The organism is Sphingopyxis sp. H053, assembly GCF_001468225.1.
Lineage (GTDB): Bacteria > Pseudomonadota > Alphaproteobacteria > Sphingomonadales > Sphingomonadaceae > Sphingopyxis.
This window is the reverse complement of record NZ_LNRU01000023.1, coordinates 1-11,634: the sequence shown is the minus strand read 5'-3', so window position 1 is coordinate 11,634 and position 11,634 is coordinate 1. Positions and strand designations below refer to the sequence as shown.

The window sequence follows — 11,634 nt, the reverse complement described above, 5'->3', positions numbered from 1 at the left end:
GACGAAGGGGGAGGGGGCGGCGGCGGGGCGCCTACATCTCGATCGTGATGCGCACCTTCGACGGGGTGGTGCCCGCGGCGTGGGCGATTTCGGCGCGCATGCGGGTGACGAGGTCCGACAAATGGTCGCTGCCCGGCGCGCTGTCGCGGCTCAAGAGCTCGGTCGGCGAGGTGCCGAGGAGATCGGCGAGCGCCTGCAGCCGCGCGAGCCGCGGGCGCGAGCGGCCCTGTTCCCAATAGCAGATCGAGGTGACGGTGACGCCGAGCCGGTCGGCGATGTCGGTCTTGCTGAGCCCCCTGGCCTGACGCAGCCGCGCGAGGCGGTCGCCGAGCACTTCATAGCGTGTGTCGCTGTCCGGGTGAGCGTGGATCACAGACGTGCAACCTTTTCGACTTCGAGGTGCAACATTACCAAAGTTAAGGGCGGTCCGGCTTTCAACATTTCACCGATTATGGCGGGGGAAAATGCGTAGGGCGCGCCGCCAAGCGGGTGGATTGCGGGCGGGGCGCGGCGCCCCTATCGTGCGCGGGCAGGAGGCCGCGATGACCGGAATGGACAAGCAGGCAGGGGCGCGGGTGGCGCCGCGGATCGAGGATATCGCGGTGCACTGCATGCTGAACGACGGCACCGCGGTGTGCCTGCGCACGATCACCCCCGACGATGCGCCGCTGATCCGCGAGGGGATTGCGAAGCTGTCGGCAGAGTCGCGCTATCTGCGCTTTTTCTCGCCCGCGCCGGTCCTGCCCGATGCGGTGGTCGAGCGGCTCGCCGATGTCGACGGGCACGACCATATCGCGTGGGGCGCGATCTGCACCGAATGCCCGGGGCAGCCGCCGATCGGCGCGGTGCATGCGGTGCGCCACCGGCATGACGGACCGGTGGGCGAATTTTCGATTGCGGTGCTCGACGCATTCCAGGGGCGGGGGCTGGCGCGGATGATGACCGCCGCGCTGCTTGTCCATTGTCATGCCGAGGGGCTCGACATGCTCGACGTACATATGCTGTCGGAAAATGCCGCGGCGCGGCGGCTGGTGAAATCGCTGGATGCGGCGTGGGCGGGCGAGGCGGCGGGGGTCGCCGACTATAAGCTTGACGTCGCGGCGGGGATCGCGGCGCTGCGCGCCGATGCCGACGCGCCGGGGGTGCAGGATGTGCTGCGCCTGCTCGAAGAGGCCGGGGGATAGTCCCTCCCGCCGCCCTGGGTCGCTGGTGGCGGCGGAAGGGTGGTCCGTGAAATGGTTCGCTTAAAAGCGAGTTCCCGTCCCATTCAGGGTCAATATCCGCGATTGCGCGGGGCAGGGGTGATCGAGATCACAGGTCCCGCGAAAATATGCCGCGCACGATAAAGGGCGCCGGAATGAACCGGCGCCCTTCACCCTGCCCTTTAGGGGAGGCAGCCCTTACTTTTTGGCGGGGTCGGCCGGCGGCGTGGTGGGGGCGACTTCCGACGGGGCGATCTCGCCATTGTCGTCCATCGCGTTGGCCTTTTCCTCGCCGGCGGCTTCGACAGCGTCGGCCTTCGCTTCGGTTGCTTCCTTGGCCGCGCCCTCGGGCATGGCGTCGGCCTGCTCGTCGATCACGTCGGCCTTGGCTTCGGCCTGATCCTCGACCTTGTCGGCAGCCGGGCTCTGGCAGGCGCCGAGCGCGAGGGCCGAGGTGGCGGCGAGGGTGATGAACATCTTACGCATATTGAATGACTCCCAAAGTTGACTTGGAGGCTTAACGCGGGGTGAACGCAAGGGTTGCAATAAAATTATCAAGTCCGTGAAATCGCGCGTATTTTCTTTTGATTCGGCGTTGTTTGGGGTGGGAAATCAGGGAACGTCCCTTACCCTGACATAGACCGTACCCGTCGACGTCAAGCCATCCGGCGAGCGTCCGGTGTAGGTGAAATGCGTGAGACCGGTGAAGGTGCCGCGCCGCGACACCGTCACATAACCGTCGCTCGACAGCAATACCGACAGCGCCCCCGGCGCGTTGGACTCGACCGACGTGATGCTGCCCTGCGACGACGAGCCGCCGAACAGCGTCCAGTCGTTGCAGTAAGGCGCATAGGGCTGGGTGTCGCACCCGCCCATCCTGATGCGATAGGGAGTCGTGCCCTCGGGACCGAGTTCGCGATAGTCGGTTACCCCGACATAAGCGGTCATGGCCGGCGGTACGACCGTCGCAAAGGATTGCGCCGCAGCCTCGATGTCGGCCTGGGTTATCGCCTCGATCCGCGCCAACGCGGCGTTGGGCCAGCTCCTGTGCAGGATCTTGAGTTCGGGGAGGACATAGAAACGATAGGCGTAGGCCCAGGCGCGGACCGCGGCGTCATCGGACAATCGTTCGGGCATCGCTGCAAGATATTTCACGAGCAGCGTCGCCATCGCATCGAGACCGGCGTCGGGCCAGCCCACGGCTACGCGGCTCTTCTTCAGTGCCGCCAAGACGACCGCCTTGTCGGAGAGCCTCGCGTTCCCGGTCTCGTTGATGAGTTGGGCTAGATATTGGGAGACTTCGCGCAGCGTGACGGTGGAGTCGATCGGATCGCCGTTCGTGTCCTTGGTCACCACCGCCAATGCCAGCAACTGAAGGTTGACCGATGTTATTCGCGCCGCGTCCTCGGCCACCATGGCGTTGCTGCTGCGCCGCCCGTCGACAGGATTGAATGTGAGTAAATTCGTGTCGCTTCGCAGGGCGGCCGCGCCCGTCGAGAGCCCGAGCGCATTGCGCACGCTGTTCTGGTTGCCGTGCGCGTCGATCAATGTGCTGAGCGGGGAGATCACCGTCGCGCCGGCCGGAGCCGTCATCTGGGCGAAGGCAAGACCGGTCGTGGCATCGATGCCGTACGCCTGCATTCGATGCGCTGGTGATCCCGGCACCGATCCTATTCCCGTTCCCGGGACCGTAACGCCGCGGCCAAAGGTTCCCGTCATCGAGGTCGGCGTCATGACGTCCGGTGCGTCGTTGAACTGGCTGTTGCCGTTCATATCGATCAAGACGGTCGCCAACAGCGGGCCGCCGCCGACGGCCGAAAATATGGTCGGGGTGGGCGTGGGGGTCGGTGTCGGCGTGGGGGTTGGTGTCGGTGTGGGCGGCACGGTGACGACATTGCCGCCGCCCGAGTCTCCGCCGCCACCACAACTTGCGACCAGGGCCGCGATCGCAGCCGATAAGAACATCTTTTTCAGATGATTAGAATTCACAATATTCCCCCCGCTTTTATGGCGGGAGTAATCGGGAGGCGCCGCAACGGCAATATTTAACTCGGCCGGTCCGGAGCGCTGCCGCACTTATCCATCCATGTGCGGCAGGCAAAAAAGAGGGCGCCCGAAGCGCCCTCTCTCATGCCTGGTCCGGTCCCGCGGCCTTTAGAAGCGCTGTTGGCGCTCGTAGAGGTCGCGGTAATGCTGGATGCGCGTCACGCGCAGTCCGGGCATGCCGCTGCGGTCGATCGACCGCTGCCAGCCGGCAAATTCCTCGAGGGTCAGCCCATAGCGTTCGCACGCTTCGTCGACGGACAGGAGTCCGCCGTTAACGGCCGCGACGACCTCTGCCTTGCGGCGAACGACCCAGCGGGTCGTCGATGGGGGCGGCAGCGAGTCCAGCGTCAACGGCTCCCCGAGGGGGCCGATAACCTGTGCGGGCCGGATTTTCTGATTCTCGATCATGCTCATTCCACATTATTACCGTCGGAGGGGGGTGTGTCCGACGCATTCGTATCTAGAACAGAGGGATTCAACATCGGCTGAAATCCTCTGGTAAACAGGCCGTTCATAGTTTCGGGCAGGGCGTTCGCATCGTCGGACAAATCGAAGAAACGAACGACGCGGGGGGCTTTTTGTTCCGCCCTTGCGCGCGTCCCGCAAAATATGTGGCGCACGGCGTTAAGCTTCGCCGCATGGCGTTCGCGATGCGCCTGCGTCCGCAGCTGCCGCACCGTCGGCAGGGCAGCCTGGCGTGCGCTGGACACGGCCAATATGATGTCGAAGCCGGGCTTTGACAGCTTGGCCGCACCGGCGATGCGCGGAAGATCGGATGGAACGAAGTTCATGCGACTCGTCTACGCCAGAGGAGCTAAGGTCCCGTAAATGCCTGTTTCAGAACCTGTTAGCGAAGCTTAACCCCCGTCAATATCTTGACACTTTGCGCGGAAAAGCTGGCTTTTTTGCATTCGCATCCCTAGATGGCGCCGATCATGATCGAGACGATTCCTTCCCCTGCCGGGCTTGCCCAGGCCGACTTTCAGCTGCCGATGCCGCTGAAAGACCGGCGAATCGTCGTCGCGATGTCGGGCGGAGTCGACTCGAGCGTCGTCGCCGCGCTCGCCGCGCGATCGGGCGCCGAGGTGATCGGCGTGACGCTCCAGCTCTACGATCATGGCGCCAAGGCGAAGCGCGTTGGTGCCTGCTGCGCCGGGCAGGACATTCGCGACGCGCGCGCGGTCGCCGACCGGCTGGGCTTCGCGCATCATGTCTATGATCATGAAAGCCGTTTCCGCGACACGGTGATCGACCAGTTCGCCGACGAATATCTGTCGGGGCGGACGCCGATCCCCTGCGTACGCTGTAATATGGGGGTGAAGTTCACCGACCTGTTCCGGCTCGCGAAGGAGCTCGGCGCCGACTGCCTGGCGACGGGCCATTATGTCCGCCGTATGATGGGGCCCGCGGGCGCCGAGCTGCACCGCGCGGTCGATCCGGCGCGCGACCAGAGCTATTTCCTCTTCGCGACGACGCAGGACCAGCTCGACTTCCTGCGCTTTCCCCTGGGCGGCCTTGAGAAGAGCGTCGTGCGCGAGATCGCACGCGACATTGGCTTGGGCGTCGCCGGCAAGCCCGACAGCCAGGACATCTGCTTCGTCCCCGACGGCGACTATGCGACGCTCGTTCGGAAGCTGCGCCCCGAGGCCGACGATCAGGGCGACATCGTCCATGTCGACGGCACCGTGCTCGGCGCGCACAAGGGCCTGATTCATTATACCGTCGGGCAGCGGCGCGGGATCGAGATCGGCGGGCAGGCCGAGCCATTGTACGTGGTGCGCCTCGAAGCCGCGACGAAAGCCGTCGTCGTCGGGCCGCGGCGCGCGCTCGCGGTTTCCGGCGCGCAGCTGGGCGAGGCGAACTGGCTGGGCGCGGTCGACGGGCGCGATGTGCTGGCGAAGGTGCGCAGCATGGCGAAGCCGGTGCCCGCGCGCGTCGCGGGCGATCGGCTGATCTTTGCCGAGGCCGAATATGGCGTCGCGCCGGGGCAGGCGGCGGTGCTGTACGATGCCGCCGACAATTCGCGCGTGCTCGGCGGCGGCTGGATCGAAGAGACGTTCGCGGCGGACGGGCTTTAACCCGGAATAGATTGAACTTTCTTCCCCGATGGCGCAGCCTGCGAGCAACAAGGGAGAAGAATGATGGTCAATTGGGTCTTGCGCGGCGCCGTCCTGCTGTGGGCGCTGTTCTTCGTCATCGTCGGCGCGCGCGGGTTGTTCGATCCCGCGAGCTATACCGCGACCTTTGGCATATTGGTCGAGGGTCCGGCCACCAACACGATCCGCGCCGACCTGTCGGCCTTTTTCCTTGTCGCCGCCGGCGCGGCCGCGATCGGCGCGCTGGTGCCGGGCTGGCTGCGCGCGCTGCTCGTGCCCGCCGCGCTCTATGGCACCGCACTTGCCGGCCGGTTGTTCGGGGTGGCGAGCGGCGATGCGGTCAATACGGGGATCGTGCAGGCGATGATCATCGAGGCGCTGACGGTGTTGCTGATGGTTGGCAGCTGGTGGGTATTGTCGCGGCCGGTCGCGGCGGTCGATAATGCGGCGCCCGTCGACGCTGGATAGCGGGCAGTCCAATGAGTTTCGCGGATAGCTATCTTGGAAAGCTGCGTTCGCTCGTCGGGAGCCGCTGTCTGCTGGTTCCGGGCGCGCGCGTCGTGATAGTCCGCGGCGATGGACCGATCCTCCTGCAACATCGAAGCGACTTCGGCGCGTGGGGCCTTCCCGGCGGAAATGCGGAGGAGGGCGAGGATCTGACCGAGGTGGTCGTTCGCGAGACGCTCGAGGAAACGGGACTGCGCATTCGAAATCCGGTGCCCTTCGGTTTCGGCAGCGATCCGGAATATGAGACGGTGCGCTTCCCGAACGGCGATGTTTGCCAGTTCTTCGTCATGATGTTCTACGCGACCGAATTTGACGGCGATGTAACCGCCGACGGATCGGAAACGCTGGACCTGCGATGGTTTCGCCCGGACAACCTGCCCCCGATGCTTGAGAATATGCGCCGAAGTGTCGAGGCATTTACCGCTTTTGAGAAGAGCGGGTCGTTTCAGATGATCTGATCCATGAATGGTTCGGTAAAGCGTCGATTATGGTGCTGCCATTGACGGGTAAGCGCGCGGGCAGGTTTCGACCGAAAGCTGTCCCAGCAATCATCGTCACCCCGGACTTGATCCGGGGTCCCGCTTGATGTCGAAGCCAGCCGGTGCCTCAAAAAAGCGGGATCCCGGATCAAGTCCGGGATGACTAAAGAAAATTGAGCAACGGCAACTCTCCACCCCAAAGCTGACCCACCCACAAACGGCCTATTCCCGCCGTTGCTTGTCTTTTTAACCATTTTGTGAGTTATTGCGCGCCGGGTCGCTTCTGTTTTCCTTTGTGGTGGGGAGGAAGCGTATGACAAGCGATGAGGACAAAAGGGCGAGTTCGGAGCGGCGGTCGAGTGACCGCCGGACGACCGACGACCCGAATTACAAAGGGCCGGATCGCCGAAAGGGCGATCGGCGGACGGGTAAGGATCGCCGTTCCGACTGAGTGCGGCGGCGCGTGCCGGCAGGAGAAGAAATTTGACCGAACCGCGCGTGCCGCGCCTCGCCGTCGACATCGTGTCCGACGTGATGTGCCCCTGGTGCATCATCGGCTGGCTGAAGTTCCGGAAGGTCATGGACCATTTTGCGGGGCGGCTGGATTTCCGCGTCCAGTGGCATCCGTTCGAGCTGAACCCCGACATGCCGGCGGAGGGCGAGGACGCCGCGGCGCATGTCATGCGCAAATATGGGATCAGCGCCGAGCAGAGCCGCGCGAACAGCGGCAAGATGGCGGGGGTCGCCACCGACCTTGGCTTCACCTTCAATCGCGGGCCGGAGTTCCGGATGCGCAACAGTTTCGATGCGCACCGCCTGCTGACCTGGGCGGGCGCGCTTGAGGAGCCCGAGCAGGATGCCGCGACGGGCGTGCAGACCGCGCTGAAGCTCGCGTTGTTCACCGCGCACTTCACCGACAATCGCGACGTTAGCGATCATGCGGTACTCGCCGATGTCGCGGCCTCGGTGGGACTCGACCGCGCGCGCGCGGCGGCGATCCTGGCGTCGGGCGAGTTTGGCGAGATGGTGCGCACCGAGGAAGCCTATTGGGCCGACCAGAATATCACCGGGGTGCCCGCCTTCATTCTCGGCGGGCGGATGCTGATCCCGGGGGCGCAGGATCCCGAGGTTTTCATTCGCGTGATCGAGACGAAAATACTGGCGGCCGCCGCCTGAGGAACGGCCGCGCGATCCCGCGCGTTTCCCGGCTACCCCCCTGAAAGGAGCCGGCCATGATCGACGATCCCCGCAGAGCAGATGCCCAAGCCGATGAAGCGCCCGAAGCGCGCAATCGCGAGCAGGATGACGAGGATGCGCAGGCGCAGAGCGTCGCCGAAGCCGCGCGCCGCGACCGGCCGCAGGAAGACAGCGACAAGGTCGGCCGCGGCGACGAGAGCGACGATGTGCAGGATCTGGTCGATCATATGACCCAGATGGAGCGGTCGGACGTCATCGACATGGACGCCTATCGCGGCGAACGCAGCGACGACGACGAGGATGACGAGCTTGGCCCCGGCGGGGTCGAGGACGACGAGCCACGCGGCGCGCCCTGACCTCCTTGGATTAAGAGTCAAAACGGCGCCGTAGCGGGCGCGATTGACTTGCTTTGCCGGTCAAAGCGGTGCGGCCTCGCCGGGATTTTGCCAAGCCCCGACCGCTAGGGTCGCCGCATGTCCAGACCCGATTTTTACGATCCGCTGCCGGTACGCCGGCGGCGCACTGCCCGATCCAATCTGTGGCTGGCGCCGGCGATGGCGGTCGCTTTCGTCGCCGCGCTCGCGACCTTTCAGCGCTTTCCGGGCGGCGCCGAAGCGGTGTCGGCACCCGCGGCATCCTTGTTCGCGGGCGGCGAAGGCGCAGCGGCGCGCGACGCGCTGTCGGCGCGTTTCGCACTCTGTCACAGCGGCGGCGGCGGCAATTGCGTCGTCGACGGCGATACCTTCTGGTTCGCGGGCGACAAATATCGCATCGCCGATATCGACACCCCCGAAACGCATCCTGCGCGCTGCGCCGAGGAAGCGGCGCTCGGCGACGCCGCGACCGAACGGCTCCGCGCCTGGCTGAATGCCGGCGCCTTCAGCCTCGAAAGCGCCGGGCGCGACACCGATCGCTACGGCCGCAACCTGCGCATCGTCACGCGCGGCGGGGCGAGCGTCGGGTCGGTGCTGGTCGCCGAGGGGCTGGCGCGGCCATGGGAGGGGCGGCGGCGCCCCTGGTGCTAATCGGTCGGGGTAGCGGTGCGGCGGCGCGATGGAAAGCGGGCGCGGCTTTCGGGCGCTCTGCCTTAGTATAGGGGAGCCGACTCGCTTTTCTGTGCGTATGATGCAGAAGCTCCCCCCTCCCGGAGCGGCAAGGAGAATGACCATGGCAGAGCATGACCATAGCGCGATCAAGGAAGGCCTGAACGTTGTCGGCGCCGACGGCGTCCACGTCGGCACCGTCGACCATCTCGATGGCGAGCGCATCAAGCTGACCAAGGCCGACAGCGGCGACGGCAAGCATCATTACCTGCCCGCGGGTCTGGTCGCGGCGGTCGAGGGCGACACGGTCCGCCTGTCGGCGAACGCCGCGAACGCGGTCGACCTGTTCGAAGAGGCCGAATAGTTTAGGCGAGATAACAGAGGGCCGGCGGCGCAATCGGGCGCGCCGGCACCGAACTGGCCCGCCCCCTCCCCTGGGGCGGGCCATTTTCGTTTGCGGGTGCGGCATAACGACGAAAGGGAGCCGGTGTCCCGGCTCCCTCCCCGATCGCTGGCGCGATGCGGTCTCTCCCGATTTCCAAGGCGGGGAGCCGAGTGCACCCGGCTCCCCCCAGCGCGGCCACGTCCCTTATTGCAAGGGGTCGCCGCGGCTAGTTCCGATATGTCAGCGCGATTCGATCGCGGCGGTGGTGCGCGCCTGGATTTCGGCGCTCGACAATTTGGTGACGAGGCCGTGGGTCGCACCCACCGCGCCGTGATAGATCTGGGCGATCGGCACATTGTAGAGCTTGCCGCCGCGGATCACGACCGCGGTGTCGCCCTCGACGCTTTGTACCGTGCCGACGCTGTTGCCGCCGGTGTCGTAAAGCTCGGCGCCCGCGCGCACCTGTTCGCGCGTCGCGAGGGTCAGGTTGGCGGCGTCGACGGACTTGCCGACCGTGCTGTCGACGCGATCGACGGTGTCGCCGACGGGGTTGGTGACGCCATCGGCCGCGGCATCGACCGCGCCGCCCTTCAGCCCGACCTTGCCGACCAGATTGATGTTGGCGCTGCCGTCGGGGGCGAGCTGCGCGGGGGCCGGTGCGGACGCGGTCTGCGCGAGCGCGGGGAAGGCGAGGAGGGCGGGGGCGACCGTCAGAAGGGCAAATGCTTTGCGCATGTCTGTCTCCGTCGTGGGACTTGAGTCAGCGGATTTGGGTCAGGCATCGGCGCGCCCCGCGGGGGGGAAGGGGGCGTCGCCGATGCCTTGGCTGGAGAAACTTGTGCAATGTCCGATTGTTGCATTGCGTTTGGCGCATTGCGACGGACCGCCGCGCGTGCGCGACGAGTGGCTAATGCGGTTGCGGACGGGGCGGTTTTCCGGGCGGCCCCGCGATCAATTTATTGAGGGTTGCGAGGCGCTGGCGCGCCGCGGTCCAGTCGCGTTCGGGGTGCGCCTGGATCTGATCGAGGAGGATGCGAACCTCCTTGCGGCGGTCGCCTTCGGTTACAGCCTGCATGGGCTTTCTCCTTTCGCGCCGGAGTATAGCAAGGATCGGGCGCGGGGGGCGGCGATCCGTCGCGCGGCCGGGGCGGTTAGTCCGGTCGGGACGCCGCGTCGCGCCGCTCGTCGCGGCGCACCTGTTCGCGCGCGCGCTGGCGGGCGATCCTGCGGTCGTGGCGGTTGTGGCGCAGGAACGCGATGCCTGCGATGCCCGCCGCGACCAGCAACAGGATCAGGCCGTAGGCAATGAGGATTCTGGTCTCGATGATCTCGACTCCTTGGGCGGTTGGGCGAATCTGTTTCGTGCTGCAATAATTACGGATGCTGCGCCCGTAGGTTCCCTTTGCGGCGTCGCGGCGCCCGCTCGTCGCCTCCCCTTGCGCACGCTTTTGGCGCCAGGAGAGTGGGAAAAGCGCGCGGCGCGAAGATCGCAAAGATCGCGCGCGGAGCGCCCGGGCGAAAGGTCGCGAAGGTCGCGCGTGGGTGCGATGCTTCGCGCCGCGGAGCGGCTGCGGATTTCAACGGTTCAAAGAGCGAGGGGCGCAAGGCTGGCACGCGGCGGTTATGTAGGAAAGGCGCGCGCGGTCCTGTTTCGCGCCGGCGCGAAAGGGCATGAGCCGGGGCGGGGTAGCGCGGCGGGGCGGCGATGCCTATTTAGGCCGCGATGACAAACGGGGACCGGAAAATGGTGGTGGTGGCACGGCTGCGCGCGGCGCCCCTGGTGGGGTGGCAATTCGCGTGCGCGGTGCTGCTCGGCGTCTTGCTGGTGCGGCTCGACTGGGGCGGCGATCCGCTCGATGCCTTCCGGAACATGGTTTTCGGGCAGCCGCTGCTACTGCTCGGGATTGCGGCGGTGCTGGGCGTCTGGGGCTATATCCTCGGCATGTGGCGGCGGCGCGGCGATTATCTGCGCCACGACGGGGTGACGCTCTATCGCGGCGGCAGCGCGCGATGGCCGCTCGCGCTGGTCCGTGATGTGGTGGTGGCGCGCGGCAATATCGGGCTGGAGTCGCTGCGGCTGGTCGTCGACGACGACAGCGAGGTCACGCGCGAGCTGGTGAAGCTCTATATGCTCGAAGGCCCGCCCGAGGCGGTGCGCGACGGGGTGATGTTCGCGGTGGCGCGTGTGGGCGGGGTGATGCGGCCGGTTACGGTGCATTGAGGGGCGCGGGGTCGCTCTGGCGGTCCCAAAGTTCAGCGAAGTTCAGCCTTACCGTCATCGTGCATCGGCATCGCCGGCGATGCCGGGACCGCATCGCCCGCGTCGTCGCGATACCAGTGCGGCAGTTCGCCGTCGCACAGCTCGGCCACCTCCAGCGCCACCGCGAGGTCGCCCGGGGCCATCAGTGCGGCGGGTGCGGCCGGCGGTTCGGGGTGCAGATAGACCAACGCCTCCGCCCCCGGCGCGCGGCGCAGGCGATAGGCGGAGGATTCGGACATGTTGACACAGCGTGCGGCGGTGGCGACCGAACCGCTGTCGGCCAGCGCCTCGATAAAGGCGCGCTGCTTGTCGGGCGACCAGCCGTCCTTGCGGCGCTTTTTCAGCACCGGCACCCAGTCGTAAGCGGCGGGGTCATGGCCGTGCGCGTCGAGCGCGGGGGTGGTTTCGGCGATGGGGGC

Annotated in this window: 17 protein-coding genes and 1 pseudogene; 9 read left to right on the top strand and 9 right to left on the bottom strand. The window is 66.3% G+C overall.

Annotated features, from left to right (window positions below):
- Positions 1 to 31: 31 nt before the first annotated feature.
- Positions 32 to 373, bottom strand: coding sequence for a helix-turn-helix domain-containing protein (locus ATE70_RS23965; protein ID WP_058540002.1), 342 nt, complete (start codon positions 371 to 373; stop codon positions 32 to 34).
- Positions 374 to 542: 169 nt separating this feature from the next.
- Between ATE70_RS23965 and ATE70_RS23960 the strand changes: the two genes are divergently transcribed.
- Positions 543 to 1,184 carry a GNAT family N-acetyltransferase gene (locus tag ATE70_RS23960; protein WP_058540005.1) on the top strand — a complete coding sequence of 214 codons (642 nt, stop codon included), beginning with the start codon at positions 543 to 545 and terminating at the stop codon, positions 1,182 to 1,184.
- 216 nt (positions 1,185 to 1,400) lie between these two features.
- Here the strand turns inward: ATE70_RS23960 and ATE70_RS23955 are convergent, their stop codons facing one another.
- The 4 genes from ATE70_RS23955 to ATE70_RS23940 form a co-directional block, all read right to left on the bottom strand.
- Positions 1,401 to 1,688, bottom strand: coding sequence for a hypothetical protein (locus tag ATE70_RS23955; protein WP_056368757.1), 288 nt, complete (start codon positions 1,686 to 1,688; stop codon positions 1,401 to 1,403).
- 126 nt (positions 1,689 to 1,814) lie between these two features.
- Positions 1,815 to 3,167 carry a hypothetical protein gene (locus tag ATE70_RS23950; RefSeq protein ID WP_058540001.1) on the bottom strand — a complete coding sequence of 451 codons (1,353 nt, stop codon included), beginning with the start codon at positions 3,165 to 3,167 and terminating at the stop codon, positions 1,815 to 1,817.
- A gap of 189 nt (positions 3,168 to 3,356) precedes the next feature.
- Positions 3,357 to 3,656, bottom strand: a complete 300-nt coding sequence (gene sciP, locus ATE70_RS23945) for a CtrA inhibitor SciP (protein WP_037518529.1) — start codon at positions 3,654 to 3,656, stop codon at positions 3,357 to 3,359.
- A 2-nt stretch (positions 3,657 to 3,658) separates the two neighbouring features.
- A complete protein-coding gene (locus tag ATE70_RS23940; protein WP_058540000.1) occupies positions 3,659 to 4,039 on the bottom strand; it encodes a hypothetical protein in 381 nt (126 codons plus the stop codon).
- Between the two features lie 132 nt (positions 4,040 to 4,171).
- Between ATE70_RS23940 and mnmA the strand changes: the two genes are divergently transcribed.
- From mnmA to ATE70_RS23905, 7 genes are all read left to right on the top strand, one after another.
- The gene (gene mnmA, locus ATE70_RS23935; RefSeq protein WP_082640058.1) at positions 4,172 to 5,326 is read left to right on the top strand and encodes a tRNA 2-thiouridine(34) synthase MnmA; all 1,155 of its coding nucleotides are present in this window, start codon (positions 4,172 to 4,174) and stop codon (positions 5,324 to 5,326) included.
- A 60-nt stretch (positions 5,327 to 5,386) separates the two neighbouring features.
- Positions 5,387 to 5,812, top strand: coding sequence for a hypothetical protein (locus ATE70_RS23930; protein ID WP_231732836.1), 426 nt, complete (start codon positions 5,387 to 5,389; stop codon positions 5,810 to 5,812).
- An 11-nt stretch (positions 5,813 to 5,823) separates the two neighbouring features.
- A complete protein-coding gene (locus ATE70_RS23925) occupies positions 5,824 to 6,309 on the top strand; it encodes an NUDIX domain-containing protein (protein ID WP_058539998.1) in 486 nt (161 codons plus the stop codon).
- 504 nt (positions 6,310 to 6,813) lie between these two features.
- Positions 6,814 to 7,506, top strand: coding sequence for a DsbA family oxidoreductase (locus ATE70_RS23920; protein ID WP_058539997.1), 693 nt, complete (start codon positions 6,814 to 6,816; stop codon positions 7,504 to 7,506).
- A gap of 56 nt (positions 7,507 to 7,562) precedes the next feature.
- Positions 7,563 to 7,883 carry a hypothetical protein gene (locus tag ATE70_RS23915; protein WP_058539996.1) on the top strand — a complete coding sequence of 107 codons (321 nt, stop codon included), beginning with the start codon at positions 7,563 to 7,565 and terminating at the stop codon, positions 7,881 to 7,883.
- 117 nt (positions 7,884 to 8,000) lie between these two features.
- Complete coding sequence (locus tag ATE70_RS23910) at positions 8,001 to 8,552, top strand: thermonuclease family protein (RefSeq protein ID WP_082640057.1); 552 nt, start codon at positions 8,001 to 8,003, stop codon at positions 8,550 to 8,552.
- A 142-nt stretch (positions 8,553 to 8,694) separates the two neighbouring features.
- Positions 8,695 to 8,934, top strand: a complete 240-nt coding sequence (locus ATE70_RS23905; protein ID WP_058539995.1) for a DUF2171 domain-containing protein — start codon at positions 8,695 to 8,697, stop codon at positions 8,932 to 8,934.
- 261 nt (positions 8,935 to 9,195) lie between these two features.
- Here ATE70_RS23905 and ATE70_RS23900 read toward each other — a convergent pair whose 3' ends face one another.
- The 3 genes from ATE70_RS23900 to ATE70_RS23895 all read right to left on the bottom strand — a co-directional run bounded on the left by ATE70_RS23900 (position 9,196) and on the right by ATE70_RS23895 (position 10,448).
- Complete coding sequence (locus ATE70_RS23900; protein WP_058539994.1) at positions 9,196 to 9,690, bottom strand: hypothetical protein; 495 nt, start codon at positions 9,688 to 9,690, stop codon at positions 9,196 to 9,198.
- A 172-nt stretch (positions 9,691 to 9,862) separates the two neighbouring features.
- On the bottom strand, positions 9,863 to 10,030 hold the full coding sequence (locus tag ATE70_RS25340) for a hypothetical protein (protein WP_197411555.1): 168 nt from the start codon (positions 10,028 to 10,030) through the stop codon (positions 9,863 to 9,865).
- 76 nt (positions 10,031 to 10,106) lie between these two features.
- Positions 10,107 to 10,448, bottom strand: a complete 342-nt coding sequence (locus ATE70_RS23895) for a hypothetical protein (protein WP_058539993.1) — start codon at positions 10,446 to 10,448, stop codon at positions 10,107 to 10,109.
- A 230-nt stretch (positions 10,449 to 10,678) separates the two neighbouring features.
- On the opposite strand from ATE70_RS23895, the gene ATE70_RS23890 reads away from it, so the two are divergent.
- Entirely contained in the window at positions 10,679 to 11,176 is a 498-nt protein-coding gene (locus ATE70_RS23890; protein WP_156420178.1) for a hypothetical protein, read from the top strand.
- A gap of 32 nt (positions 11,177 to 11,208) precedes the next feature.
- Here the strand turns inward: ATE70_RS23890 and ATE70_RS25335 are convergent.
- Positions 11,209 to 11,634, bottom strand: a pseudogene (locus ATE70_RS25335) (hypothetical protein); the annotation flags it as partial.